The following is a 24,737-nucleotide window of genomic DNA, read 5'->3' as shown; positions in this document are numbered from 1 at the left end:
ATAAATAACCCTACTTACGACCCATTTTATTGAAATGAATATTCTGATGATTTCCGACAACCCTGTTTTTTCTTTGGGAGTGCGGTCAACGATAGCTGCCAGGTTTCCGCTGGCAATTTTCTTCGATGCAAACTCCCTTCAACAAGCCGATCTTATTATTCGCCAGCACAATTTTGAAATAATGATCCTGGATGCGGTATCTACCCAGGATAGTAAGACCGTCTATTTGATCAAGCGCATCAGAGAGGATTTTCCTGACCTGAGTATCCTGGTAGATTTGGGCGAGGAACTACTGGACATCCATTTTTATATCCGGCTTGGTGCAAACGCATTCGTATCCAGCAAAGCTTCCGCCGTGGAACTGCAAAGCGCGGTGATTGCTTTGGCATCCAACCCGCAAAGCAAGTATGTTAGCAGTGATATAGAACAACTTTTGCTATCCCAGTTGACCAGTAGTTCTGAAACGATCCGGCTTACTGTCAAAGAAAAATTGATTGCCAGATTATTGGTCTCGTCAAGGTCAAGAAATGAAATCGCCCAGACTGTCGGTATCAATCCCAACTCGGTGAGCAACTACAAAAGGATTATCTTTGAAAAGCTTAGAGTCGCCTCAATACCGCAGCTGAAGGCAAAAATGCAAATCGACAGCGAGCGGGTGTAGCCAGTAATCGCTTGTACTTTACGGTCGTAATTTCCACCAGGCTTGGAACGAGCCGCATCATTGATTAACTAGTGCGATCCTTTGACCCATTCACAAAGCCAATGAAAGTGTTAATTGTTGACGATCATTTTATGATCCGGAACAGCATGAAATTTATGCTGCAAGATTTGTATAGTGAAATTGAATTCATTGAGGAGGATAACTATTATAATGCCGAACGGCATTTTTCAAACCCGGATATTGCGCTGATCATTCTTGATATCGATATCCCCGGCGGTACGGGTACAAATATGGTTAAACAGATCAGGGCAGCACGTAATGACGCGCGGATCTTGATTTGTTCGGCCTCCGATGAAGAGCAGATGGCTATACATTATATTGTTGCCGGGGCAGACGGTTACCTAGAAAAATCCGTTGATCCACAAGAAGCTGCAAGGGGGGTAGCGACGGTGCTGAACGGTAAGCGGTACGTAAGCGCGGACGTGCAGCGCCAGTTGTTAGAAGTATTTTCCGGAAGGCATGGCGCGGTTAATCCGTTCGCGAGCGTTCGGCTTTCAGTCAGGGAAAAACAGGTGATGCACCTTTTGCTGGAAGGAAAGTGGGTAAAGGAAATCGCGGCGATGCTCAACGTACAAGCCAATACAATCAGTACTTTCAAGTCCCGGATTTTCTCGAAATTGGGTGCAAGCAGTCTGTTTGACTTGGAAAAGAAGGCAAAAGAAAAAGGCCTGTACCATAAATGAGCTAATATCATTCGTGGATAGCTAGGTCAAGAAAAAATGCAGTTTCTGGATTTAATAAAATTACTTGAAGGCTGCTCACAGCAAAAGGCGCCAGTTCCTTGACAATCATAGGGCCAATACCTGTGCCAGCGGCCGGGAGCACATAAGCTTCCGAGGCATTCAGCCATTGCAGTGACTGAGCAGGGAGACCGAGGCCAGAATCCTCAATAATCAATTTGACCTAACCGGGTGCACGCTCGATCTTTGCCCCGATGACGCCGGCGTCGATGTACTTGTTGGCGTTATCAACAATGTTATGGACAATTATGCCCAGCAATTACGGTACGCTCATCTCCATCGTTCCGGCTGGGATTTCGTTAGTAAATGTGTTAGGATAATTTTGCCGCTGTTGGGATTGAGCCTGAAATTGCGTTCTATCATTTCATGCAGCTCCACCAGATCCTTCTGCACTTCCCGTTTGTAAATGTGCAGCTTTACACAGGTCAGCAGACTTTACAGCGTGTTCTTGACCCGGATCATCGCGTCCTGTACCAGTCCGATACATCCAATTTCTATTGGTTCATAAAGTAACCAATAGTTATTAAATTGCTGCATGATGTTACTTGATCGCTAGACCATGAATCTTCATACCACCATTCGTTATCCGTTTTTCAAATTCATAATTGAAGAATTCTCCGGTATTTTTTATGAGGACGATTTGACCAGCCTGAATAGACTACTGATTCTTTACCATAACAGGTATTCATTTTCAGTAAGGAGAAACGATGTCATCGACTTTATCAACTCGCACCAGCAAAAAATTTCCGAGCCTGACGGGCTGCACTGGTGGTTCGGGCGTGTTAAGCGTGATAGAATTCGCCAAGTCAAGCGTCGCACGGCATTCATACTACGACATAATCGTGAGCTAATTGAACACCTTTTGGCAAGGGAGGACTACGGGTCTGAAAAAGCCATTTATGAAACTCTCACTTCAATCTCAAATTGGGTTCAAACCTTATCCTCAGAAGCCGTTACAGACAAACTGCTTGATCTGGAAGGATGGAGAAAGGAATTGGAAATTTTGGTTCAACAAATGCCAAAGCCAGAGACCGCTGCAAAAAGGGTAGCACGTACGCGGACGTCAGAAAGCTTTCAGCAGCAATTTGCCTACGATGATGACACCGAAAGGCTGCTCAAATTTAACCGCTTGAAGCGTGTCTTATTGGCGGAGCGGTGGATTGTGCCAATCGGCGACACGGATACTTACCGGTATTGCAAACAATCCAAAGGCGGAAGGCTTTACATCGCGGCGCTTTATTACGTGCTGATGGAAAAAGGCTATATCAGGATGACGACAGATGCACCTCAGATTGCCGCCTCCTTCAACTCCTGGTTGATACATGACTTTGAGCAAAGCTCCTTTGTAAAGGCCTTTCAGGCAGAAGAGCTAAGTCAGTTTGACGGTAGAGAAGGAAATGCTCGCACTAAATACCTAACTGAGGTAAGATTGCTTCTTCGCGACCTATAAATAAAAACTTCTTTTCGTTCCCGGTCGAATCACAGGAAGGAATTCCTGACACTTGACTCTGAATTTTGCCAGCATGTTTTATCAAGCACAAGGCAAAATGAAAAAGAAAACTTGGGATTTGTGTAGCCACAATCCCAAAACAACTTCGACCATACAGGAAGTAGCCCCTGTAACCATCCGCTCCGATCCTGCGGTCAACCCCGATCATCTCATCGATGTGCATGAGGCAAAGCGGATGTTGAAAACAGTTTCTGCATAGAAGCTTTATTACCATTGCGCCAAGGGACATCTGCCATTTATTCGCCAGGCAGGAAAACTGTTTTTCTCCGAGGCAGTTCTCCGGCACTGGCATCACAGGATTGAATTCCGGAAACATCACAAGCTTAAACATTGACGCTATGGAGATAACCAAGGAGTTGGTCTTGAAGCTACATGAGCGGAAAGACCCCAAGCGCAAGCGAATGCTTTTTGAGCTTTATCGAGATCTGTTTACGTCCAGTATGTCCGCAAGGTTCCTTGTGGACGTGATTAACGAGAAGCTCTCGACCGAGGCGGTATCGCTGTATGACATCAAATACATCCGCGCTAAAATGAAAAAGTGGAGCGTGCAGCAAATGCCAGTTAAACAAAGTGAAAAGCCCGAAGCTGAGGCTCAACCGAAAGCGGCTATGAAATTTCCCCGCTCGGAGCCTGAGCCATATGTTAAACCATCTAAAAAATACTAACCGATGAAAAACTTACATTTTATAGTGCAAGCTAAAGGAGGCGTAGGCAAATCTATTTTGATGTACCTGTTTGCCCTCAAACACTACCAAGATCCCAAGTGTCTGTTTATAGACGTGGACGCTTCAACACAGACCAGTACACGTCAGCTCAAATTCGTCCATCAGGATCAATCCGATGTTGCCAGCTTATTAGACGAGAAAGGTCTTTTGATCCGTGACAATTTGCTAGCCTATTTGCAGAGCATCGCAAAGGAAGATTTCGAAGACGCTTATTTTGATTTCGGTGCTCCTGAAAGCGAACAGCTTCCAGCGTTAATTGAATACGACATCCCGCTGAAAGATTTTGCAGAAGGGCTCGGTTTTGAAATCACATTTCATATTGTGATTGGCGGTGGAGGTGCTTACAATCCATCCATCGACTATTTGCTGAGAATGTTTGATCTTATTAAAACGGACTTTGAAATCATCGTATGGCAAAGCATGGCCACTTTTCGCAAGTTTCCGCATTTGACCCAGGAGCTAAGGGAAAACTGCAAGGACTCAGGGCTCGTGTTTCGCAGGTTTGGAGATTTCGAGTCTGAGTCATTTCTAGGGGCAGAAATCCTAACTGGGATCCGCAAAGGCCTGGCGCTGGATACCTACACCATTGGGCCGAGACTAAGACTTCAAAGAGAACTTCAAATCAACTTTGCCGATGTCTAGCCAGCCGATCAATAGACAAACCCTGGCCAGGATCAAAGCGGAGTACCTGGCCAGGTACGAAATCGAAATGGACGACTGGTCGGCAATTATCTTGCTAGACAACCAGGCCCAGTTTCAAAACATGGACAGCCAGCTCCGGGCAGTTCTGGAGCAGAACAAACAGCTGAGCGGCAAGATCAAGGATTCCGTCAAGACGGTACAATTCGGCTCCATCCTGGAAGCTTTCATCCACGGCTTAGGTAAGGGATTGCCGTATTCGGTTATGGCACTTGTTCTTGGAATTCTGTACTACGTATACATGAGTACGTATGTGGATTACCAGCGGATCGAGGATTTTGTTACAGCTTACAAAAATGCACCGGACTATGTGGCCTTGATCCGAGAAGGTGAGACGGAAACGTCAGGTGGCATTGAGTATCTCATTCTCTCTCCGTCGAAACGCGGCAAATATGTATTTGGAAAGAGCTACGAATTCGACTCTCGACGAAAATTGGTCAAAGTGCCTTTGCAGAGGAAAAATTGATCCAAAAACGGTACGGAAAGGATCGAATGCGCTCCAAAGGAGTCTTTAAGGGGTATTAAGAGTCAGAAAGCGCTCCAAAGAGTCAAAAAGTAATCCAGAAAAATCATTAAAACGGAAAATTGAGCCAGAAACGGTCAGGAAAGATCCTGCACGGTGGTTTCCTCCACAGCCAGCTATCGCCGGTACGTCGCAAAAAGCGTCGGAGCGACGCTCGCCGACCGGCGGGAGCTGGCCATGGGAAACCCCTGGACCCCTGCTATTCGCCTCCGGCTCATAGCTAATCAAAAAAGATACGTGGAAAATCAGAAACTTGGGAGCGACCTTTTACTTGTCGCGGCAGTATCTGGTCATTGTCGCAACGGCGTTCCCGGGTCTTGCGAAGAAATGGCACCCGTTTAAGTACTGGGTAGGACGCTACTGAAATGGGAAGTCCCTAAACTTCACAAAGTGCATTGGAAAATGAGACGGGTGTTAGCAATGCTACGGCAAAATAAATCTGGCCAGTATATCAAAGGTTTGCTTGGCTACTCGGCTGCCACAGTTACCTTGCGTGAACACTGCGACGAGCTGCAATTGCTCGATAATGATGATGTACTGCCCGCCATTCCCTGAGGCGAAAACCATATTATAGCTGCCCGTTTTTGTCTTTATTACTTCATTGTACCATTGGTAGCCATAGTAGGCAGGCTGTGGCGTGGCAGCAGTCGAGCGGCTGCTTTTCACAAAAGAGCCGTCGGGAATCAGTATTTCCGCGTGAGTCGACTCCCTTATCCACTCGCGGGAGACAATCCGTTTTCCACGGAACTCGCCCCTGTTAAGTACCATCTGCCCGACTTTGAGCATATCCGCAGACCTGATATAAAAAGATCCAGCAGTCATACCATGCCCGCTCGGATCGATCGTCCATTTATAATTTGTGATGTCCAGCTTCGAAAACAGATATTCCTTAGCAAAACGCATGACCGACATGCCACTGGTTTTCTCGATGATACCACTGAGAATCATCGAGGCGCAGGACGTATAAGCCCACATGGCACCCGGCGCATTTTTCATAGGAAGCGCAAGCGAGAAATTTAACCCAGTCTGAGGCCTTTTCCAGTTCAGATTCACAGTCACGGGTACCGATCCATTCTTCGCAGTCCAATCCCGTTCGCATTTCAAGTAAGTTTCTGATAGTCATTTGCCGTTTGAGTGGGTCTAAGTTGAATGCTGTATCCCGGGGAAAAAAGGTACATACTTTCTGATCCACATTCTTGATCAGCCCCTTATCTATCGCGATGCCTACTAGCAAACTCGTAATGGACTTAAAAGAAGAGCGGGTATCATGCAGGGAATCTCTTCGGTAGCCATTGAAATATTGTTCGTAGATGATTTTGCCATTCTGAGAGACGAGGACGCTGTGAACTTTCGGATAGAAGCCGGCCGTAATAGCCTGCTCCATTTTTGTGAAGCCCCTTTGGGCATTTGAGCCAGTCGATATGGAAACCAGTAGTAGGAAAATGATCAATCTCATAAGCATAAAATTTACAAAAAGATAAACATGATCCTGGTATTGAATTTAGGCTGGAAAAAGAAAAGGCTGATTCTCTTTAGCCAGGAACCGGGTACATTCCCGATGAATTGTTTTTCCAGATCATTGCAAAAGCATCCTAATTAAACTTAATTTCATCCGTCCGCTGTCCAGCGAACAGGGAGTATTTCACACCAAGTACAAGAAATGAATCAACGAAAAGGCTGACCAAATAGGCCAGCCTTTTCGTTGAAGCGTTGAAATAGGAGTTACTTGCTGATCTTGAGGAGGTCCGTGACCAGCCCTCCGGCGGTCACATTCACGATTTTTTCGGACTTGCCTGTTGCAGGATCGTACTCGTAGTAACCATTCTGGTTCAGCGACGGGTTATAAACCGGCAGAAAGAATTTTCCGTCGTATTTGTGGGTGTTGGGGTAACCATAACCAGCCGTGAGCGGCAGATCGGCGATGACTGTAGCAGTTTGCGCGTTCAGGTCCAGCTTGGCCCAGCGCTGTACCGGACTGTAAAATGCCAGGTCCGAAAGCTCCTGATATTCCGCCGCGGTAATCGAATTCGCGGCCAGTTTACCGATCAGTTCCAGCAAACGCGGTGGGTAGGCGGCGGCAGAAATACAGGCATAAGCTACTCCGTTCGCGTCATATATCGCCCCCAGCAGCAGTTGGAACAAAGAATTTTGCTGCCCCACGGCATTGATCGGGTTGAACGCGTAAGTCGAGTCGAAATCGGTTTTACCGGCCGGAATTTTTAAAATTTGTGGCCTGGAGCGCTTGGCAGCGTTAGGTCCCAGTTGCCCATCCAATCCATATTGTCCCTGGGTGACAATGTAAACCTTGCCGTTTTCGTCCACAATGCTATTTTCCAGACCGCGTGTCACCGGGTAAGTGGCCTGTTTGAAAACCGTGGTTTTCTCCCACTTTTTAGTAGTCAAATCTACCACTTCCACATAAATATCCTGTGCATCGTAGAACTGGCCTGTCTTGCTGCTATTCGTGTAAAGCGTGGCGAAAAGCTTATTATCATTGGGCCGGTAGGACAGGTGTGCGTAGGTATTCGACTCATTTTCAGGAAAATTCTTAGCCTTCGACATATCGATCTGTCCAAGGCTTTCCATGGTCGTCGGGTTGAACAGGAACAGTGAGCGGTTTCCCGATGTAGAGTAAACGCCTAGGTTATCGTTGATGATTTTCACTGCTTGCAAATACTCCAAAAGCGGAATGCTGGCCACTTCCACCACCGCGCCCGACGATTTCAGGATCGCCTGTTTAGACATTTTTTTATTGCCATCCAGCGCGAAACTGTATAGATAATTTTTGTAAGATGCCCGGGTTAGCAAGGAGCTGTAAGCGGTGTTTTTAGTAAGGTCCACCTCACCGGAAGGCTGCTGGGCGAAAAATCCCGCGTAGTAACTGTACCCGGCAGTAGATTGCGAAATGCTGGACAATAAAAATCCTTCTTCCTGATAGAGCGACTGCGGTTCAGGCTCTTGTTTGGGATCGTCATCACTGCAAGAGAGCAAAGTGGCTGCCAGCAGAACAGATAATAGCAGATGAGTTTTTCTCATTTTTTGTTAGTTTAAAATAAAAGATGCTTTGGCCTTAGCCGGCGTTAAAAGTTCGAAATCTCGTAGATCAGTTTCACGTTGAAATTTGTCCCTGCCCTGGGCACCAGGTAGTTGTCAAAAAGTTTTGCATTGAAAACATTGATCACATTCAGCGAAGCCGTGAGCCGGTTTTGAGGGAATTTGTAGGAGAAACCCGCGTCCAGCCTGTGCTGCACTGGAACGTAGGCCTCGGGCGTATTTTCAATGCTGTTCCCTTTTCCCACCGTAATGTGGTTGAAAGGCGCGATGTAGTTATAAAAAAGGTAGGCGCGGAAACGGTCGCTGGTTTTCAGCAGGTTCCCTTTCTGCCACGACAGCTCCGAATTACCGTAGAAATTCGGATTGTTCGGAAAAGCGGTACCGAGCAGGAACTGGCTTTCGGCCAGCTTCATTTTAGTAAAGGTCTTCCGCAGGAAAGTCACATTGGTTTTCAGGCTGAACGCCTTCCTGAATGTCAGCGCCACGTCGCCTTCTACGCCCAGTGTCCGCACCGCATCGGCATTATCATATCGTTTGATGACGCCATTTCCGATGAAAATAATGTCGTGCTGCTTGCGGTAGAAGCCGTTGATAATGGAGGAAAGATCGAAATGGCTGCTCAATGTGCGGGTGAAGGCGACGCCCAAATTCAGGTTATCGCTGCTTTCCAGCAGCAGATCGGTATTCCTGACAATGTCGGCGCCATTACCTACAAATTGCGCAAACAGCGGAACGAGGTACCCTTTTTCAAATGAAGCCCGGGCGAAAACGCCTTCGGAGATGTCGTATTTGAGAGCTGCATTGTAGCCCCACATGCCGCCCTTCTTTTTGATCAACTCGAATGTGTTATTCTCTGCGCCATCAAGGATGTAGTCGAACCTTTTTAATGCGGCCGAAAAGTTGAGCTTATTCCAGAAAACACCCTCGTACTGGGCGCCAGCGACATTTTTGGTGAGATATTGCGGAATGCGCAGGTAATCTCCGGCCGGATCTTCTTCCAGATTGTCGACGCCCGTCAATTTTTGTTTGGCATATAAATTCGAAAACAACAACCGGTGGTTCGGACCGAGCTTGAATGTCAGGCTGGTGCGGTTGATCCAGCCGTGAATGTAGGTATCGGTGTTTGCCTCGTAATACTCGCCTGCGTTCTGCTTTCTGCCGATGATTTTGCCACTCCAACTGTACACATTCTTGGTCGTATCGACATAATTCAATGTCTGGCTGCTGTAATTGGCAGCCGTCGAAAATACCGCACGTTCCTTCCAGAATGATTTTTGGTAGCTCAAAAGCGCCGTTAGGTTCTCAGCTTTATAATTCACCTCACCGAATGCGGTGGAGCTCACCCGCGCGCCATTTTGCAGCTGCTTGCTGCCGCCGGAAACATTCACGGACAATTTCAGCTCATCCGTCCAGGCCTTGCTGTGGGTGCCCACCGTCACACCGCCGAAAAAGATCTTGTACTGATCGTGGAAGCGCTTGACGTGGGCGATTTTATTACCGTTTTCAAAAATTGGCGCGTCCATGCCGTAGCTGTTATCCGAATAATTAACCGCGCTGGTTACATTCAGGAAATAATTGTTTTTGTTGGCCAGCCCCAGGGTAAAATCGCCCAGGTGCGTGTTGTAAGACCCGACATTGTACGACGCCCGTAGCGAGTTATACGATTTCTGCTCGGTCACCAGGTTAATCCCGCCGCCCAGCGCATCCGTCCCAACGTCCACCGGAAGTACGCCTTTGTACACGTCTATGCGTTTCAGGTTGCCGATCGGCAAAGTAGAAATGTCGAAATTAGGATAGATGAATTCCATCGGCAGGCCATCGATATACAGTCGTACTGCATTGCCCCTGAGTCCATTAATCGAGATATCGGAAGGTTCGCCCAGCGAGCTCGACCGCCGGATACGCACGCCGGAAAGCCTATCGATCACATCGGTGATCAGCAAGTTCTGGCTTACCACATTCTTGATCTCCACACTGGCGATTGTAATCGGCTTGGTTTCCTGGACGCGGGTTTGCTTTTCGGTTTTGACCAAAACCTCTTCCAACTCTTTGGTATCGCTGGTCAAAACAATGTCTACCGTCAGATTGCGGCTGCCGATGTGAATGTCCTTTTCGAAATTCCTGAAACCGACATGACTGACTGCCAGCTTGTAGTCACCCGCGGGAACATGCGAAATCCTGAAAGTACCGTCCGCCTCTGAGGTAGTAACGTATTTTGTATTTTTTAAAGAAACAGAAACAAACGGCAAAACTTCCCCGTCACCGGTTACCACTTTGCCGGAGAGGACATACACCTGACCGAAAGAACTTCCGGCAGTTGTCAGTATTATAATCAAAAGTAAAATTGATCTCATAAGCGGGTTGACGTAAATTTTTGACAAATGTATGTACTTATTTGTATTTGGTATAAATAAAATCAATATTTGGAAAAATATTTTTTATGACGCAGTTTTATTTGATCCTGGCAGGGATGTACCTGTACTATTCCAATTCGAGGTATTTCCCGGACTTTCTTTTCAAGCCTGATTTACGCTGGATTCAGCTGATCGGCACCTTGCTGAGCGGCGCCGGTACGCTTTTGTATATATGGTCTGACGGTTGGGCGGGTGGCTTGCTGCTGGCGCTGACGGCCTGCACCCTGGCGATGTGTATAGTGCAACTGTTCGGCGTGCTCGGAAAGGCGTATTTCTACGGACTGGCAGCCGTTGTGCATTTTTTACTGATTCTGGACCTGCTTTCCTATGCCCGCTAAAAAAGAGTATCTGGCCTCGAAAAGCCAGCGCGCCCTGAAAATCACCGCCGGATTATTGGGCGGCTATTTCCTGGCGATCTCCATCCACATGCTCCTGGCCGTACTGCTGCCCTACCGGATCGAAGTCATCATTACCGGCGCATTCTCGGTTTTTTTGCTCTGGACGGCATTCATGGTCACCGCATTCCTGGTTCGAAATGGTTGGGTTGTATGGGGCATTTATCTGGTATCCATTCTTTTCTGCGCCTGGTTGGTGTATTTTCTTAAATAGCTATGAAACTGAAAGGTCTTCCTCCCCGGCTTTACAACATTACATTCAGCACCCACACGGTTTCCGGGATCGTGATCAGTTTTGCCTTGTATGTGATCTTTTTTGCTGGTGCATTCACGCTTTTCAAGGACGAGTTTTATCAGTGGGAAAACCCACTGGCCCGCCAGAAGCTGGCAACCCCGGTTGATTATGACCAGGTTTTGCTAAAACTCAAAACAGAAGAGCCGAGGTTTGATTTGTCGGAAGACATTTCAATCGTGTCCGAGTCAGAAGAAATGCCGCTGGTGAAGGTATACGGGCATTTGATCGTGCAAAAAGGCGAGCCCGAAGAACATTATTACACTACTTATTCTCCCGCGACTGGAAAATTCAGCCAGGAGGAAACGACGACGATCGGCGAGACGCTATACCGCCTCCATTTCTTTGACCAGATCCCAATCCTGGGCAGGTATCTGGCTGGTTTTGTGGCGCTTTTCTTTGCATTTGCCGTGGTCACGGGCGTCATGATTCACTGGCAGAATATCTTCACCAGGCTCCACGGGTTTTCACTGAAAGGATCTTTAAAAAATCTCTGGACGAGCTCTCACACGGTATTCGGCCTGCTTGGGCTGCCGTTTCAGCTGATGTACGCGATCACCGGGGCCTACTATATGCTGTCGCTCCTGGTGCTGCTGCCGGTCGTGGTCGCTTTTTACGGCGGAGACCAGGAAAAAGCGCTGAAAGCCATTGTTTCCGACAGGTATATGGAGGTCAACGCAAAGTCGCCGGTGACAGATCAGAAAGTTAAAATGACGGATTTGCTCAGCCAATTTAGAAAGCAAAATCCCGAGCTGGATCTAAAATATATTCAGGTCAAACGCTACGACCGGCAGGACGGTATACTTTCGGCTTCGATGGAAAACCGCATGGTTTTCGCAGGCAATGGCTCGATTACAGCGCGACTACGTGATGGTAAAGTAATCTCCGATCTTTTGCCTGGGAAAAGGACGTATGCGCAATCCGTTCTATCTGGGATCGGGAGGCTGCATTTCGCCACATTCGGCGGACTAGCGCTAAAAACCATGTTTTTCCTGATGGCGATTTTCACTTGTTTGGTCATCATCAGCGGCGTGCTGCTCTGGAAAGAAGCGCGGAACAACAAAAATTACACCGACAGCCAGAAACGATTCCACCACCGGGTAACCATGTGCTACCTGGCCATTTGCCTTGCGCTTTTTCCGGCTGTCGCCGTTTTGTTCAGCGCGGAATTATGGCTACCTAATGTCGAAAACCATGTTTTTCTCGTGCGGACCGTGTTTTTCGTTTCCTGGTTGGTGTTGGGCATCGCTGGTTTGCTGTTGAAAACCGAGTCCCGCCAGACCTGGTTTTACCTGTTGACGGGCGGAATCTTGTCGCTGTTGGTGCCGGTCACCAACGGGATTGTCACAGGAGACTGGATTTTCAAAACCTGGGCGAGTGGCAATTACAATGTAGCCATGACGGACTCTTTCTGGCTGCTCGCCGGCATTTTATCACTGGCCGTCACATTCGTGATAAAACCGCAAAAGGAAGTCAAGAGGAGCAAACACCCCAGAACTGTTTCAGTCGCCTAAGGTCGTTGCTTCAATTATAGTTCGAACGAGTGCATGTTTCGAATACCTCTGCCGAATGCTCGCAGACCGATTTACTTAGAACATAAACCTTTAAGACAATACGCTGACGTGAAAAAACATGGAATGCTTTCGTCAGTTCTTAGCACGGAAGCGTAAAGCGATCATGAAACGGGGTTAATCAGCCGACCTGGCATTCTGGATAAAGGTTAGAATTTTCCTTGCGGTATCCGAAGTAGACCTTTATGAACTTTTACGACCAAACGCTGGTATTTGTAAACTTTCGTATGCATAGAAAAGTCTCAGAAAAGCTATTTTTTCGACGGATGGATAGTGCGGTTAACCGCACAACGGGTTATAATATCTTTATAGTCAGCTGCTTTTTATGGCTAGATCATTCCCGATCATATCCGAACCCGGTTTTCGTCGGGCGAATAAAATAAGCATTCTTGCTTTCGGTGTACAGGCTCATCGTTCCCATAGCTTCCGCCATATCGGTAATATTTGCTTGCAGTACCTTAGCCACCGCCGAGCAATCAAAATCAAGACAATTTCGGTTGCCCATGTTAAAATAAGGGTAGACAAACCACAGTTTTTTAACCGAAGTGGCTGTTTTGGATACTTTCCAGTGCCCTTCCGTTAATTTGATGTTCTTATTGATCAGATCTGCGACTTCTTTTTTTAGCGTCCCTTTATAAAATAAACTGTCTATTTTTCCCTGTCTGGTCACTCGAAAAAAGAAAACTCCCCATGTTGCCAAACTGTCTGACTTTATTTTGTCAATGTCTTTCTCTAGAAAGGAATACATGTCCATACCCTTACCAGCTTCTTTACTAACATCTTCAATATAGAATTTTGGCACCGCCCAGTCTTGGGCGACAGCGAAATCAGATAAAAATAGAATTAGTGCTAATATTTTAAGGACACGCATGGCCATATTGATGATTATATCCATTATCCAAATTCTTAAACCTATCCCCAATTCCTTTGTAAGATAGCTGTTCGCTAGGCGACAAGGCGTTCCACGCCGGAGTGCCTTTGAGACCAGACCAAGCCAAACCCCTGGCGTCGGTAGGACTGAGCGAAAACCAAGACATTAGACCCTGCGCCATTGGTTCAACAAATTTTGTAGCCATTGTATTGTGATCGGCCTGATTTGTTTGTCCGTTAAGAAAAACATGCAAAGCTTCATGATAAATAACCTTGGCTATAAATTCTTGTGATGCATATGCAAGGGCGTTCGTGTTGAGAGTGATTAGCGGCCCGGCAGCCGATACTGTGACGGTAGCATTTGTATTCTTATCGGCCATAAAAGCTTCATCAATTGTAAATTTAAAGCTACTGGATAGATCGAAATTCGTAAGAATTTGCTGAACTTTATTGTCAAATCGTCCTTTCCGCATTTGATTGAAAACACTTGATAAACATGGATTGTCCAATAGATCAACGGCGTAAGTGCTGTATGGATAAATGACAGTGCCGTTGTTGTATGACTGATTCCCACCCCAATAGTCTGGAACAAATGGGTCGTTATTTGCGGGCGCTGTACCAATAATGGTTACTTCATCGAAGGTGTCCCACCACGCGTAGTTATGACAGCTTCCACAATTATGTCCTCCGGCTAACACCCGACCTCCTCTGGCACTATCAGAATGTCTGGGGAAGTGAATATATTGAACTGACGGGAGTAACGCACTATAAGGTGGACCAAAATTTTCTATTTTAATTGTGAACAAGTTTCGCCCGTTTATCCGCTTGGCTGTCAAAGTTCTCCGCTTGAAATTCTTTTCCTCAAATGGCACCTCGAAAACAGACGTGTCCCCCTTTGTCAACGAACGAGTCTGATCCCATATCGGATCTTCTGTATATTCTTTACTTAGCGGCAGAGACAACATATAGGTATGAAACTCTGATTGCACTCCTGCCATTTGTTCTTTTAAGGTCAAGGCTAATTTGGCATTTGGATCGCTATCTAAATTAACCGCATTAGACTTTTGTGATGGAGCCAGTGAAGCGTTCTCTTGACATGACGTGGTAAAAAGCAGCCCTAGAAAGCTACATATAAGTAGAATTTTTATCTTCATGGGGGATATTTTTATTTGGGACAATTATAAATAATTTTTTTATAATGGTAATAACGTAAGCTGAATTTTTATAAAAAAAATACTATAGAGCCCGTAAAATCCGGTAATCTAAATAATTGGAAAAGTTTGACCAACTCTTTGGGAATCTCCCGCCCACGACTACGGAGTGAACAGGCGGGCCAGATCGGCCCCCGGGCCGCGGTTGTGATACAACCGGACATCTGGCCGGACACGGAAACACAGGTGTTTAATGGAAGTTTAGGGCTTTGCGGACATAGAAGATCCTTTTTGGTCTAAATTGATCATCTTTTGATCAGAAATAGGCCAAACAAGTGTTTTGGACTGAAAATAGACGCTTTGAGATCAAAAATAAATTATTGAGTCCCATAATTGACTTTTTAAGAACAAAACTGACTTTTCGACACACGAGGGCATTTTTCTGAATGCCGGGTAGTACGGTGCAGAGTTTAACGGTGCTGGTTGCATCGATAATTTCTCAAATTTTTCTTACAACTCCCTCTCATGAGTACCCGGGGGATTGTAAGAAAAATTTGAGGCTATTGGAAAGATGGAAGGCGATAACTGAACCGTCCTAATACTTAATTGCCGACAGACAGATATCAGCTTATGCTGATCATTGCATTGATCGGTGTTAGTTTCGCCCTTAAGACAAGGTTTTTCCACTAATTTGCGGACCTCAATAAAGGTTGCACTTGGGAGTATGCTGGTGACAAACGACGGAGTTAAGAAATGCGATGAATCGAAAAGCAATTTTGGGAGTAAATACTTGCTTTCGCGAAAGTAATATATATTCGCAACAAACAATCAATCGCACTCATGAAGTTAAAGGCAATTAAATTCTTTTCCCCGGAGGAAAACGTGTTGAAAACCAAAGTGGCCTCTAAAGTAGCACCGCTTCCAACAGGCTACATTTCTAACTCCGGCAAGCTGGTTTTTCCCGCTGCCACATTACGCGATCTAGGAATTGATCCGGAATCTGCCTATTTTAAAATCGGTAGTCAGGAGGCGAAGCGTAAAATCAAATCCCTATACCTTATCACAGCTGCCAATTCGGATCAGACCTTTTCGTTCGAAAAAAGCGGCCGTGGCCATGTAATTCCGCTTTCCGGTATATTAAAAAAGGCGGAGTTGATTTTGAAAGTCAAAAGCTAATTTTCAAAATCTCGACTTTTGATTTCGACCAGTCCACCAAAGGTTATGAACTTGCTATTGAAAACGAAGTACCAAAACCAGAATATACCGGCAAGCCTCGGGGACGAAAGCCTCGGCAGTAAGGGTATTTACCAAATAACGAAAGCCGCGGTACCGTGGCTCTCGTTATTATTTATTCTTTAATAGCTCGATTTTCTCACGTTCGCTTTGAAGTAGCCGCTCATATAGTTCAACGATTTTCTCGATAGTGTTGAAAGTCGGCTGATAGTTTAGCGCGCTGGCGATGAGTGTTGAGTTGTCGTTACTGGTATTATTAAAAGTATTGGCAATAATATTAAACACAGCTTCTTCGCTGAAGTTCTTAATTCCTTCCGCTGAAACGCCGAGAATCTTACCGATCTGCTCGAGTAACTCCTCATCAACTGTCTCACTCTGCTCAATTTTTGACACGGTTTGCTGGCTAACCTTCAGTTCATGTGCGACAAACTCTTGCTTAAGACCGCGCAGTTCGCGAATGCGACCGATCTTGTAACCAATATGATTAGTTTTTGTTGCTGTGCTCATGGTTACAAATAAAAGAAATATCCTGGCTAAGGTCAACAGTCGCCGGCAAGTGTTTTACTGCGGCTGAATGGTAGACTACAACTGGATATGGTTCGCCACCCGGGCGGCGTCTCCGTTTTTTGCTTGAAAAAGACAAGGATATGGAGCCAGTTATTTCAGCATCGAACGAAAGTCCGCTTAGCAATGCGCAGAAGCTTGCGGACGCCCATCAGATAATTGTCGACGTTTTTCACGAATCCGATCTGGATCATATGCGCACAGAGCTGTGGTATTTGTTAAAAGCTGTTACCACTGATCAACCATTTTCATTTCAGGGCGACCCCTCCGCAGTCCTGTACCTTGGAAGGCAATTAAGTAGCATAATCAAGGCGAGCAAGCTCATGCTTGAAGTAGCGCGCGAGCAGAATGAAGTTTTTCCCACCGGTAGCTTCCCTGCGTTCAGTCCGGAGCGAATTGCGGCAGATCGTCAATACCTTAGGGACATAGGGGCTCTAAACGAACAGTACGGCGGGGCGATCCGCAGGTTAACGTTCGCGGAAGCCGAGCGGCCGATCCTGGCGATAAAGCGTGTTTTCGACAGTTACGACTATGACGACTGGCAGCGGATATTAGAGGACTGGATAGAATATGGGTTAGGAAGGGTCAGTATATGCGAAGCAACCGGGGAATGCGTAGAGGTTGTTCAGTATGAACTATTAGAAACACTTTTGGAAGCGATTTATCTTGTGCACTCACAAGGCGAGCGGAATTTATCCTCGGTCCATACTGCTGCATGGTCTGCCGCGAGCCGGGCGATAACCGAATTGCTGAAATCGGCACTTCAGCCAGAACTGCTATTCGAGATACGACATTCTGCTGTCTTGTCAGCGGCAGAGCAAACACCATACCGGGATCTGTTGATAGTGCTGCCAGACAACAATCATAAGCCTTTTAAAGAGCTGGAGCCCATTATTGAGGTGATCACCGCGGGTGAAGATAAAATCTGCTGCACCATCCGAAAGATGGCCGACTTGCGTCACTGCCTTGAAAGCGGGCATATCTATTTTTCGCTGGTGTGCACGGCAGAAAACCTGGTTTATCAGAAAAAGGGCACCGCCATACCCAAAATTGCGCCAGAAAAGCTAACCGAATTGATAGCGAAGTCCAGGCAAGACTTTTTCGCAGGCATGTCCAAAGCGAGGAATTTTTTTCACGGCGCCTGCTGCTACGAAGAGACAAGGGAATATGCGCTATCAATGTTTATGCTTCAGCAGACCGTGGAAATTACATACCGCAGTATGGTAATCTCACTGCTGGGCAATGAAAAGCGTACCCATTCGATCCGGTTGCTTAAAAACTTCAACCACCGGGTCGCGCCCCAGTTGAATGAGATCTTCCCTGGCGGTTCCCCGGAGGAAGAACGGCTCATACAACTTTTGGAAGATGCCTATCTGGAAGCCAGGTACAACTTTCATTACGAGCTTGACAAAGAAGATCTGGATGTGGTTTTCTCGCGTGTGTCCCATTTGCTGGAATTAGCAGAATCTGCGTTTGAAGAGAGAATAAATGCGATTGTCAAGACATCCGCATAGCGTTCCCGCTAAATATATAGCACTGGTTTTACCTGCCTGGAATTCAAGTATGTCTAGGAATTCCCCGTGGCTGCTTTTAGCTTTGGGTTCTTCGGAAAAATAAAACAGTAGAGAGATGGAAGGGATGAGGGGGACAGAATGGGCCAAAGGCGGCCTTTCGCCAGATCAATTAGTGACGCTTTCTGACCTGAGAGATGTCAGGGATGAGCTATTAGCAGAAATCAGAAAAGTCAGAGCGATTCCGATTGACAAGCCTGGGAAGAAATGGCTGAAATCGTCCGAGGTTAGAAAGCTGCTAAACCTTTCCACGGGCAAGTTGTTAGCCCTTAGGGCTAATCGTCAGCTTGCATTTGTTAGATTGGGCGGGGTAATTTACTACGACCGGGACGATATTGAAGCGATGATCCAAAAAGCTAAAATCCCGATCTTGACCGGAAAAGCATGAATCCCGGGCGTAAAAATTCCGGGCGCGGATGTGATGTTCCTCCCCAGCAGAAATACGTGGAGATTTACTTTCTTCAGTGTAAGAAGAGCAAAGAGCAGGCCGCTGAATTCTATCGGCATTACTCAAAGCGGTTTTGGCGCTGTCAGGGTGGAGAGCTCATCCGAGATTGGAAGCGCTCGGCATGGCAGTGGATCTGGAATAAAAGATAAGCGCGGGATGCGGAAGATCACAGGGAATTATTATCCATTCAATTGATCCAATGCCCAAGAACACAATACTTTGCTTACTTAGAAAATAGGCTTGCGCAAGACGGCAATCCGACTCGAACCATTGTCTATTCAATTTTTAGCGCGTTAAGGTGAGGTGTTTTTCTGGCGAATCTTGGATACAGTCCGAACCACTTGCCGGGAGATCCCAGGTCCCTAGTCGGTTTATTTCAGACAATACAATTGGTGCTCCACTTCTTGGGCTTTGATCCGAAGTATCGTTCAAACAACCTTCCAAAGTGCTTAAATTGGTATATTCCAACCGGTATCCGGCCTCAGAGACAGACACGCGCTTTTCTTGAGGAACTAATAGTACTCCTAAACCATTGCACGACTTCTCCGGAGTAAAATTATGATAGAAGGATTTGCCTATCTGGATCAATAGAGCTACTTTTCAATTCCATCGTATCCGCTGAAACTTCTACAATACAAATGCTGCAAGCTCACCCGACCAAGAACGGCACTGGCATATCCATATTCGGTGACTACACGGATCTTAAATGTCTTTACAAGACAGTTCATCAGATTGCCGAAGCGCTCGACCAGGGCAGTAAATGGCAAAATGCCCAGTTTAAATTGCTCATGAACTTTGCCTATGAAATCAGGAAGGCCTATTCAGGCAGCAGGCTTACAGAACAGATTCACATTCCGGGAGAAGATTATACCCTTCATTACTACAGTTTTCAGCTTGTCTGGACTGACGTGTTAATTTTTGTTGCAGTGCTGCGGCACCATGCAGGGTATATCAGACTAATAAGATGCAGCAAGCAAACATCTATTTATTGGAACACGTCGTGGAAAAAGGCCTAGACGATTATGATCCCAAGGGAGCGGCCGAAATCAGCAACTTCGTTGACCGTGGCATCCCCGTAACCACAGAGTATGCTTTTCTGATTTATCAGGCGCTCCACATAGATTATACTTTTGAAAAAGCCGGGAAAACCAGATTCAGGAAAATCCCGCAAATGCTCGTTGAGTATTTTAACTCACAATCGTCAAAATTTAAAGCCTTTGTTGCTTCTTGTCAGAAATCGGCGCTGGAACAGCGTTGTGAGATTACTGATCTTGAATTCAGAGATTTTCCTGAAATTAAGTGGTGACATCGGTAGCCAGTGTCGCCGTTAGAAGAGCCTCATCTCTTTAACGTTATTCAATCCGTGCTGCATTTTCACCTGGACTAGTTTTCTTTCAAATTACCCGGTAAGCGCCTTGCCTTCCCCCTTTCTGCTAAACTCTTTATTTGCTTTCAGAAAGTAGCTTGCCTGTATTTTTGTCGTTATTTAGCAAATTTTCAATTCTATTCACCCGTTCGTTCAATTGAGCAGTCAACTCTTTTTTATCGTTCTCCAGCAATGCCACTTTTTTTGTTAAACTCTTCCCTTTGCTCCAGCATTGCTTGGTTCAAATCTTGTATGGATTGTACCAGCATTGGAACCAGCTTGCTGTAATCTACTTGCCATGGATTGGTCTGAGTACTGTCCCCACCGACCTTAACGGCTTGCGGATAAACCTTGTGCAGCTCCTGGGCCAGAACTCCTGTCGATAGAGCCTTTTTGGTATCTGACTTAAAGTTGTAGTCGTACACTTTAACTTTATTTAGTGTTTCGAGTCCGAATTTCGTTGCACGAATGTTCTCTTTTAGTCGTTGGTCGGAATTTTGGTTGAAGGAGACACCGGTGCCATCGTAGGTAATTGAACCTACACCTGCGTTGTTCACAGTGAATTGCAAGAAAGCATCACCGCTGTTAGCGCTGGCAGTTTTGGTTAGCAACAGACAGGCGCCTCTTCCCGAACGTTGTATACCGACATAGGCATCACCTGTCGCAATATCGGTCACTATCTGGGTGCCGTTACTGTTGGAAGTTCCATTCCAAGTAGCGCCTGTTTGAGGATTGACACTGGCAAGAAATTTCGCACTTCCCCCACGCACATCCAGTCGGGCCTCCGGTAAGGATGTGTTAAGGCCCACATAGCCAGCGCCAGTTCCACTGGCTCCCCCGCCTGACAGCACGAATGCATTAGCAAGCAATGCACTGCTGTTGTCTTTTACTTGTAAACAGATATCGGTGCCTTCATTCCCCCTTATATAGGTGCGCTTGCGTGGCGAGCCGATCTCATAACCCCATGCGGCGCGCGCATTTAATAGGATAGAGGCATTCTCTTCAATATCCGGCCCGCCAGCAGGATCCAGGCGTAAAATAACTCCATTGGCTAGGGCATGGTTTTCAGCCGCGATAGCACGTATAGTAGTAGTGTAGCCCGGTGCTGTGGTACCTATGCCCACACGGCCACTCTGCATGACGACCATGTGTCTATTGCTTACGCCTTCGACATCTAAATTTGCGCCGGGGGTGATCACGGTCGGATTTAGCCCAATTTTTACTTGGGCATAACTAATTTGACTTACAGTTACAGAAGCTAAGACAAAAAATGCCGCCGGAAGTCGAGCTGTCTTCATAGTAAAATTGATTAAAAGGTTCGCTTATTTTTAATAAAAATGAGGTTGTAATACATATTTTGAATGTATCGTCATGACTATCTGCAAAATTTGTAACATCGCAAACCTATCTAATTAGATTGAATCAGCCAATTCATGCGGGATAATAATAGTATAGAACTATCCCTATGATTTGTTCTATTGAATCAGCAAAACAATCTGGAAGTTTGATGCATTATGTTTTGAAGGCTTTGTGGTTTCCTAGGGTTGGCTGATATAATACAAGTCGCTGCTTCTTTGGAATAGGTTTTTAACCTTGTACATTGTGCTTAATAGTCTAGTATGTTATCAAAAGCAAAAAAGCCGAGCTTCTTTGAAGTTGGGCTTTTTACTTTTTGATATCTTACCACACCGAATGTTTTAATCTGGTGACGGTAACCGATAAATGCAGCAGGAATATTGACAGTTTTTTTGAGCGGATGTTGAACCCACGATTTCATCGTGTTACCGAGTACGGGTCTGGATTTCACATTCTCCGCATGAAAATGCCTGATCCTTTCAATACGGTCCCACATCTGTTTAGTGATCAGGTTTTTCATTGAAAGTCATCCTAGAACAACTGCCGTACAGGGAGTACTGATCGCACTTCCGGGTAACGACCACAAGCCGTTTAAAGAGCTCGCAAAGGGATCTGACTGATAAACACAGGGGGAAAAGTGGAACTTCACGAGTTGTCGGACTTGCATAAGCTGTTAGAAAACGGGCATAATGTATTTGTGGTTGACCCTATCCCGAAAAACCTCTCTTTACCAGCGAATTGTTGGACTGCTTCCCCGAACATCGGCCGAGAGATTGTAACAGACTGTACGAGAATCGAAGCAAGATTTTGCAACAGGGCTGACCAAAGCGAAAAAGTCCTTCTATGGAGCCTGTTGTTACGAGGAAGAAGACAGCGCGCCTTGCACATATCTATGCTGAAGCTCAAGCGATGGAGTTTATATATTTCGGACTGAACTACTCCCTATTTTTAAGACCAGCGATTGGCTATTGTTAATTTAAATTAAGCTGCACTCAAATAAAGGTTCATCGGTTTCTTGCGGCCAATACCCTGATGCTTCCTTGCATTGTAATGTGATACAAATCGATCTATCCCTTGGTAAAGGTCAAGGCCATTTTTCTCCGGATTCAGATAGATATATTTTTGTTTTATTGTGCGGAACCACCGTTCGATATGTGCGTTGTCGGTTGCTCTCCCTTTCCCATCCATACTGATCCGGATTTTTAGATCATTTAGTGTGCTAACCCAATGCTCGCAGGTGTATTGTGCCCCCTGATCGCTATTGATGATTTCCGGCTTGCCATGTTGGGATATTGTTGCGTGTAAAAGCTCTGTCTGGGTTTCTTTTTCCAGGCTGTTGGATAGTTGCCAACCGACAATGTAACGGCTGTACAAATCCATAACCGCAGTCAGGTACATAAAGCCGTGCTTCATAGGAATATAGCTGATATCCAAAGCCCAAACCTGGTTGGGGCGGGTGATTTCAAGGTTTCTCAACAGATACGAATGGATATATTTTGCCTTGCCCAATCGACTCAGGTTTCGTTTGGGGTAAATTGGCTCAATAGCCATTTTCCGAAGTAACCGACGAATGCGCTTGACGTTGTAATTCATGCCCATTTCTGCTAGCTCATCTTGCATACCCAGCACGCCCAAAGTTGGGTCCGATAGGAAAATTTTGTCCATTTTTTCCATCAACGCCAGATTCTCTTCTCTTTCACCAGCAGGCCGGTAATATAACTGACTGCGGTTAATGCTTAGAATCTGGGCTTGCCGTCGAATGCTCAATGGATGACTGTTGTCGATCAATGCCATGCGCTCCTTCATAGACCGGCTTTTTTCAAGCTTTTTTTAAGAAGTCGTTCTCCACCTGCAACTGGCCGATCTGCTTAAAGAGGTTGTCAACGTCAACAGATTCCTCCTCTTTTGACGGCTCTTCTCCGAAAGCTTTTTCTGCCCGCTCTAAAAACTCCCGCTTCCATGCCGATACCTGGGTTGGGTGAATCTCAAATCTGGTCGCCAATTCACTCAGAGACTCTCGTTCTTTCAAGGCCTCAACAGCGACCATTGCCTTGAATTTTGCTGTGAATTTCCTCCGGCTTTGTTTCATTGTCTTCATCGGTTTAATGTCAAGTTACTAAACTTAACCGATGGCCTCAATTCTGGGGAGTATTACAGTTATGATTGGAAAGGCGACACTCGGCAGCTACGCCAAAGGGTTAATTGAATATTGCTACTACGACAAACACGTCTCCACAAGGATGCGGCAAAGCCTGGATGAGCAGGATGTCCGAGGGGAATTGGTTTATATCCAGAACCTGGGTATAAAAATGCAGGCAGACGGGAAGTTGGACCTGGACTATTTGATCAACCAGTTTAACAGTAATCATATGCAAAATACGAACCTAAAAAAATTCATGTGGCACCAGTCATTTAGCTTCGCGCCGGGCGAGAAGCCCGGCAACGAAACGATCGCAGAAATCTCCACGGAATATGCAAAGGAGTTTGGGTTTGAACAGAACCAGATGCTGGTTTTCAAGCATGAGGATAGCGCCAATTTGCACTTTCATATCGTTGCCAATCGCATTAATTTCAATGGCAAAAACACCTCCAAGCATTTTCATAACTACGCCAGAACAGGCGAATTCTGCCGAAGAATGGAGCAACGGCTTGAATTAATCCAGGCACCGGAAATGAGGATCAATAAGCGGCTAGGGCTTGAAAATGTCCTGACCGACAAGCAGCATCTGAAGCTCAAGTCATCTATTGACCAGCTATTAAATACGGCAGCATCGATCGATGAGATCAAAGCGAAATTGTTAACCCAGGGGTATAAGACTTATGTTGGAAGAGGGATCGCATTCTATCATATGCGGAAAAATATCAAGATTAAGGGCTCCGACTTAGGGCGCAGCTATTCGCTAGCCTCCATTGAAAAACGACTGGCTCAAAACATCGGAATCGAGGTAAAAGAGCAGTTGCAGCAGGTGCAAAAAAAGACAGAAAAAGCAGGGCCTTGGCATTTAAGTGCCAGTTTCTAGGGAGAATGACTTATTTTAGCCTAAAATAACCCATAACACCATGAAACTGAAAGCTATCAAATTCTTTTCCCCAGAAGAAAACGTTCCCGAGGTCAAGACCGCTCAAAAAGCAGCGCCGCTTCCGACGGGTTACATTTCTAACTCAGGCAAGCTTGTTTTCCCGGCGGCCGCGCTTCGCGACTTAGGAATAGATCCAGAGTCGGCCAATTTTAAAATCGGGACACAGGAAGGAAAGCGGAAAATCAAATCCGTATACCTTGTTCCGGCTGCCATTTCGGATCAGACATTCTCATTCGAGAAAAGTGGCCGGGGACACGTTATCCCGCTGGCCATTATATATTGAAAAAAGGCGGAGTTGATTTTGAAAGCCAAAAGCTGATTTTCAAAATCTCGACTTTTGATTTCGATCAGGCTACCAAAGGATTCGAGCTGGCTATTGAGACGGAAGTACCAAAGCCTGAATACACGGGCAAGCCGCGCGGGAGAAGGCGTCGTCAGTAGGTAGATTCTCATT

The 24,737-nt window shown here is 46.0% G+C and carries 27 protein-coding genes and 1 pseudogene; 17 read left to right on the top strand and 11 right to left on the bottom strand.

From position 1 onward, the window contains the following. Positions 1-34 precede the first annotated feature (34 nt). The 7 genes from ABV298_RS31965 to ABV298_RS31935 all read left to right on the top strand — a co-directional run bounded on the left by ABV298_RS31965 (position 35) and on the right by ABV298_RS31935 (position 4,861). Positions 35-661, top strand: a complete 627-nt coding sequence (locus ABV298_RS31965; RefSeq protein WP_353720158.1) for a LuxR C-terminal-related transcriptional regulator — start codon at positions 35-37, stop codon at positions 659-661. 101 nt (positions 662-762) lie between these two features. Then, positions 763-1,404 carry a response regulator transcription factor gene (locus ABV298_RS31960; RefSeq protein ID WP_353720157.1) on the top strand — a complete coding sequence of 214 codons (642 nt, stop codon included), beginning with the start codon at positions 763-765 and terminating at the stop codon, positions 1,402-1,404. A gap of 616 nt (positions 1,405-2,020) precedes the next feature. Beyond that, positions 2,021-2,911, top strand: coding sequence for a hypothetical protein (locus tag ABV298_RS31955; RefSeq protein WP_353720156.1), 891 nt, complete (start codon positions 2,021-2,023; stop codon positions 2,909-2,911). A gap of 73 nt (positions 2,912-2,984) precedes the next feature. Beyond that, positions 2,985-3,170: a hypothetical protein gene (locus ABV298_RS31950; RefSeq protein ID WP_353720155.1), complete on the top strand. Its 186-nt coding sequence runs from the start codon at positions 2,985-2,987 to the stop codon at positions 3,168-3,170. Between the two features lie 139 nt (positions 3,171-3,309). Then, positions 3,310-3,636 carry a hypothetical protein gene (locus tag ABV298_RS31945; protein ID WP_353720154.1) on the top strand — a complete coding sequence of 109 codons (327 nt, stop codon included), beginning with the start codon at positions 3,310-3,312 and terminating at the stop codon, positions 3,634-3,636. Between the two features lie 3 nt (positions 3,637-3,639). After that, the gene (locus tag ABV298_RS31940; RefSeq protein ID WP_353720153.1) at positions 3,640-4,338 is read left to right on the top strand and encodes a hypothetical protein; all 699 of its coding nucleotides are present in this window, start codon (positions 3,640-3,642) and stop codon (positions 4,336-4,338) included. After that, complete coding sequence (locus tag ABV298_RS31935; RefSeq protein WP_353720152.1) at positions 4,331-4,861, top strand: hypothetical protein; 531 nt, start codon at positions 4,331-4,333, stop codon at positions 4,859-4,861. The genes ABV298_RS31940 and ABV298_RS31935 overlap by 8 nt, the downstream gene beginning before the upstream one ends. 480 nt (positions 4,862-5,341) lie before the next feature. On the opposite strand, the gene ABV298_RS31930 is transcribed toward ABV298_RS31935, so the two are convergent. The 4 genes and pseudogenes from ABV298_RS31930 to ABV298_RS31915 all read right to left on the bottom strand — a co-directional run bounded on the left by ABV298_RS31930 (position 5,342) and on the right by ABV298_RS31915 (position 10,326). Beyond that, the gene (locus ABV298_RS31930; RefSeq protein ID WP_353720151.1) at positions 5,342-5,971 is read right to left on the bottom strand and encodes a serine hydrolase; all 630 of its coding nucleotides are present in this window, start codon (positions 5,969-5,971) and stop codon (positions 5,342-5,344) included. Positions 5,972-6,011: 40 nt separating this feature from the next. Further along, positions 6,012-6,302, bottom strand: a pseudogene (locus tag ABV298_RS31925) (serine hydrolase domain-containing protein); the annotation flags it as partial. A gap of 338 nt (positions 6,303-6,640) precedes the next feature. Continuing rightward, complete coding sequence (locus ABV298_RS31920; protein ID WP_353720150.1) at positions 6,641-7,954, bottom strand: hypothetical protein; 1,314 nt, start codon at positions 7,952-7,954, stop codon at positions 6,641-6,643. Positions 7,955-7,998: 44 nt separating this feature from the next. Then, positions 7,999-10,326, bottom strand: coding sequence for a TonB-dependent receptor (locus ABV298_RS31915; protein ID WP_353720149.1), 2,328 nt, complete (start codon positions 10,324-10,326; stop codon positions 7,999-8,001). Between the two features lie 86 nt (positions 10,327-10,412). Here ABV298_RS31915 and ABV298_RS31910 point away from each other — a divergent pair, with 86 nt between their 5' ends. From ABV298_RS31910 to ABV298_RS31900, 3 genes are read left to right on the top strand one after another with little or no spacing between them, the layout of a single operon-like run. Further along, complete coding sequence (locus ABV298_RS31910) at positions 10,413-10,724, top strand: hypothetical protein (RefSeq protein ID WP_353720148.1); 312 nt, start codon at positions 10,413-10,415, stop codon at positions 10,722-10,724. Then, complete coding sequence (locus tag ABV298_RS31905; protein WP_353720147.1) at positions 10,714-10,995, top strand: hypothetical protein; 282 nt, start codon at positions 10,714-10,716, stop codon at positions 10,993-10,995. The genes ABV298_RS31910 and ABV298_RS31905 overlap by 11 nt, the downstream gene beginning before the upstream one ends. Positions 10,996-10,997: 2 nt before the next feature. Then, complete coding sequence (locus ABV298_RS31900) at positions 10,998-12,587, top strand: PepSY-associated TM helix domain-containing protein (protein WP_353720146.1); 1,590 nt, start codon at positions 10,998-11,000, stop codon at positions 12,585-12,587. Positions 12,588-12,978: 391 nt separating this feature from the next. On the opposite strand, the gene ABV298_RS31895 is transcribed toward ABV298_RS31900, so the two are convergent. Both ABV298_RS31895 and ABV298_RS31890 read right to left on the bottom strand, forming a co-directional pair. Then, entirely contained in the window at positions 12,979-13,539 is a 561-nt protein-coding gene (locus ABV298_RS31895; protein WP_353720145.1) for a hypothetical protein, read from the bottom strand. Beyond that, positions 13,502-14,668: a hypothetical protein gene (locus ABV298_RS31890; protein WP_353720144.1), complete on the bottom strand. Its 1,167-nt coding sequence runs from the start codon at positions 14,666-14,668 to the stop codon at positions 13,502-13,504. Before ABV298_RS31890 ends, ABV298_RS31895 begins: the two co-directional genes overlap by 38 nt. Positions 14,669-15,505: 837 nt before the next feature. Between ABV298_RS31890 and ABV298_RS31885 the strand changes: the two genes are divergently transcribed. After that, positions 15,506-15,841, top strand: a complete 336-nt coding sequence (locus ABV298_RS31885) for a hypothetical protein (protein ID WP_353720143.1) — start codon at positions 15,506-15,508, stop codon at positions 15,839-15,841. A gap of 168 nt (positions 15,842-16,009) precedes the next feature. Here the strand turns inward: ABV298_RS31885 and ABV298_RS31880 are convergent, their stop codons facing one another. Next, the gene (locus ABV298_RS31880) at positions 16,010-16,405 is read right to left on the bottom strand and encodes a helix-turn-helix transcriptional regulator (protein WP_353720142.1); all 396 of its coding nucleotides are present in this window, start codon (positions 16,403-16,405) and stop codon (positions 16,010-16,012) included. A gap of 140 nt (positions 16,406-16,545) precedes the next feature. Here ABV298_RS31880 and ABV298_RS31875 point away from each other — a divergent pair, with 140 nt between their 5' ends. The 3 genes from ABV298_RS31875 to ABV298_RS31865 all read left to right on the top strand — a co-directional run bounded on the left by ABV298_RS31875 (position 16,546) and on the right by ABV298_RS31865 (position 19,787). Beyond that, positions 16,546-17,976: a HEPN domain-containing protein gene (locus ABV298_RS31875; protein ID WP_353720141.1), complete on the top strand. Its 1,431-nt coding sequence runs from the start codon at positions 16,546-16,548 to the stop codon at positions 17,974-17,976. Positions 17,977-18,091: 115 nt separating this feature from the next. Further along, positions 18,092-18,421, top strand: coding sequence for a helix-turn-helix domain-containing protein (locus ABV298_RS31870; protein ID WP_353720140.1), 330 nt, complete (start codon positions 18,092-18,094; stop codon positions 18,419-18,421). A 1,024-nt stretch (positions 18,422-19,445) separates the two neighbouring features. Beyond that, entirely contained in the window at positions 19,446-19,787 is a 342-nt protein-coding gene (locus tag ABV298_RS31865; protein WP_353720139.1) for a hypothetical protein, read from the top strand. A 236-nt stretch (positions 19,788-20,023) separates the two neighbouring features. Here ABV298_RS31865 and ABV298_RS31860 read toward each other — a convergent pair whose 3' ends face one another. The 4 genes from ABV298_RS31860 to ABV298_RS31845 form a co-directional block, all read right to left on the bottom strand. Then, positions 20,024-21,145, bottom strand: a complete 1,122-nt coding sequence (locus ABV298_RS31860; protein WP_353720138.1) for a tail fiber domain-containing protein — start codon at positions 21,143-21,145, stop codon at positions 20,024-20,026. 308 nt (positions 21,146-21,453) lie between these two features. Continuing rightward, a complete protein-coding gene (locus ABV298_RS31855) occupies positions 21,454-21,723 on the bottom strand; it encodes a hypothetical protein (protein WP_353720137.1) in 270 nt (89 codons plus the stop codon). Between the two features lie 461 nt (positions 21,724-22,184). Further along, positions 22,185-23,009: an IS3 family transposase gene (locus tag ABV298_RS31850; protein WP_353720136.1), complete on the bottom strand. Its 825-nt coding sequence runs from the start codon at positions 23,007-23,009 to the stop codon at positions 22,185-22,187. Positions 23,010-23,022: 13 nt separating this feature from the next. Then, complete coding sequence (locus ABV298_RS31845; protein ID WP_353720135.1) at positions 23,023-23,292, bottom strand: transposase; 270 nt, start codon at positions 23,290-23,292, stop codon at positions 23,023-23,025. 40 nt (positions 23,293-23,332) lie between these two features. Between ABV298_RS31845 and ABV298_RS31840 the strand changes: the two genes are divergently transcribed. Genes ABV298_RS31840 through ABV298_RS31830 form a run of 3 tightly spaced genes read left to right on the top strand, consistent with a single transcriptional unit; the run spans position 23,333 to position 24,724 of the window. Then, a complete protein-coding gene (locus ABV298_RS31840) occupies positions 23,333-24,223 on the top strand; it encodes a relaxase/mobilization nuclease domain-containing protein (protein WP_353720134.1) in 891 nt (296 codons plus the stop codon). 40 nt (positions 24,224-24,263) lie between these two features. Then, positions 24,264-24,566: a hypothetical protein gene (locus tag ABV298_RS31835; protein ID WP_353720133.1), complete on the top strand. Its 303-nt coding sequence runs from the start codon at positions 24,264-24,266 to the stop codon at positions 24,564-24,566. Then, the gene (locus ABV298_RS31830; protein ID WP_353720132.1) at positions 24,563-24,724 is read left to right on the top strand and encodes a hypothetical protein; all 162 of its coding nucleotides are present in this window, start codon (positions 24,563-24,565) and stop codon (positions 24,722-24,724) included. Before ABV298_RS31835 ends, ABV298_RS31830 begins: the two co-directional genes overlap by 4 nt. Positions 24,725-24,737: the final 13 nt, after the last annotated feature.

The sequence above is a fragment of the Dyadobacter sp. 676 genome (assembly GCF_040448675.1).
Classification (GTDB): Bacteria; Bacteroidota; Bacteroidia; order Cytophagales; family Spirosomataceae; genus Dyadobacter.
Note: the sequence above shows the minus strand (reverse complement) of the source record. Positions and strands in the feature narration are given on the sequence as shown.

Excerpts from the sequence above, each read along its gene's own strand:
- ABV298_RS31935 (WP_353720152.1), top strand. The coding sequence starts at position 4,331 with ATGTCTAGCCAGCCGATCAATAGACAAACCCTGGCCAGGATCAAAGCG.
- ABV298_RS31860 (WP_353720138.1), bottom strand. The coding sequence starts at position 21,145 with ATGAAGACAGCTCGACTTCCGGCGGCATTTTTTGTCTTAGCTTCTGTA.
- ABV298_RS31940 (WP_353720153.1), top strand. The coding sequence starts at position 3,640 with ATGAAAAACTTACATTTTATAGTGCAAGCTAAAGGAGGCGTAGGCAAA.
- ABV298_RS31875 (WP_353720141.1), top strand. The coding sequence starts at position 16,546 with ATGGAGCCAGTTATTTCAGCATCGAACGAAAGTCCGCTTAGCAATGCG.
- ABV298_RS31895 (WP_353720145.1), bottom strand. The coding sequence starts at position 13,539 with ATGGATATAATCATCAATATGGCCATGCGTGTCCTTAAAATATTAGCA.
- ABV298_RS31845 (WP_353720135.1), bottom strand. The coding sequence starts at position 23,292 with ATGAAACAAAGCCGGAGGAAATTCACAGCAAAATTCAAGGCAATGGTC.
- ABV298_RS31900 (WP_353720146.1), top strand. The coding sequence starts at position 10,998 with ATGAAACTGAAAGGTCTTCCTCCCCGGCTTTACAACATTACATTCAGC.
- ABV298_RS31955 (WP_353720156.1), top strand. The coding sequence starts at position 2,021 with ATGAATCTTCATACCACCATTCGTTATCCGTTTTTCAAATTCATAATT.
- ABV298_RS31915 (WP_353720149.1), bottom strand. The coding sequence starts at position 10,326 with ATGAGATCAATTTTACTTTTGATTATAATACTGACAACTGCCGGAAGT.
- ABV298_RS31840 (WP_353720134.1), top strand. The coding sequence starts at position 23,333 with ATGGCCTCAATTCTGGGGAGTATTACAGTTATGATTGGAAAGGCGACA.
- ABV298_RS31890 (WP_353720144.1), bottom strand. The coding sequence starts at position 14,668 with ATGAAGATAAAAATTCTACTTATATGTAGCTTTCTAGGGCTGCTTTTT.
- ABV298_RS31945 (WP_353720154.1), top strand. The coding sequence starts at position 3,310 with ATGGAGATAACCAAGGAGTTGGTCTTGAAGCTACATGAGCGGAAAGAC.
- ABV298_RS31880 (WP_353720142.1), bottom strand. The coding sequence starts at position 16,405 with ATGAGCACAGCAACAAAAACTAATCATATTGGTTACAAGATCGGTCGC.
- ABV298_RS31865 (WP_353720139.1), top strand. The coding sequence starts at position 19,446 with ATGCAGCAAGCAAACATCTATTTATTGGAACACGTCGTGGAAAAAGGC.
- ABV298_RS31835 (WP_353720133.1), top strand. The coding sequence starts at position 24,264 with ATGAAACTGAAAGCTATCAAATTCTTTTCCCCAGAAGAAAACGTTCCC.
- ABV298_RS31905 (WP_353720147.1), top strand. The coding sequence starts at position 10,714 with ATGCCCGCTAAAAAAGAGTATCTGGCCTCGAAAAGCCAGCGCGCCCTG.
- ABV298_RS31870 (WP_353720140.1), top strand. The coding sequence starts at position 18,092 with ATGGAAGGGATGAGGGGGACAGAATGGGCCAAAGGCGGCCTTTCGCCA.
- ABV298_RS31885 (WP_353720143.1), top strand. The coding sequence starts at position 15,506 with ATGAAGTTAAAGGCAATTAAATTCTTTTCCCCGGAGGAAAACGTGTTG.
- ABV298_RS31920 (WP_353720150.1), bottom strand. The coding sequence starts at position 7,954 with ATGAGAAAAACTCATCTGCTATTATCTGTTCTGCTGGCAGCCACTTTG.
- ABV298_RS31965 (WP_353720158.1), top strand. The coding sequence starts at position 35 with ATGAATATTCTGATGATTTCCGACAACCCTGTTTTTTCTTTGGGAGTG.
- ABV298_RS31960 (WP_353720157.1), top strand. The coding sequence starts at position 763 with ATGAAAGTGTTAATTGTTGACGATCATTTTATGATCCGGAACAGCATG.
- ABV298_RS31850 (WP_353720136.1), bottom strand. The coding sequence starts at position 23,009 with ATGAAGGAGCGCATGGCATTGATCGACAACAGTCATCCATTGAGCATT.
- ABV298_RS31950 (WP_353720155.1), top strand. The coding sequence starts at position 2,985 with ATGTTTTATCAAGCACAAGGCAAAATGAAAAAGAAAACTTGGGATTTG.
- ABV298_RS31855 (WP_353720137.1), bottom strand. The coding sequence starts at position 21,723 with ATGAAAAACCTGATCACTAAACAGATGTGGGACCGTATTGAAAGGATC.
- ABV298_RS31910 (WP_353720148.1), top strand. The coding sequence starts at position 10,413 with ATGACGCAGTTTTATTTGATCCTGGCAGGGATGTACCTGTACTATTCC.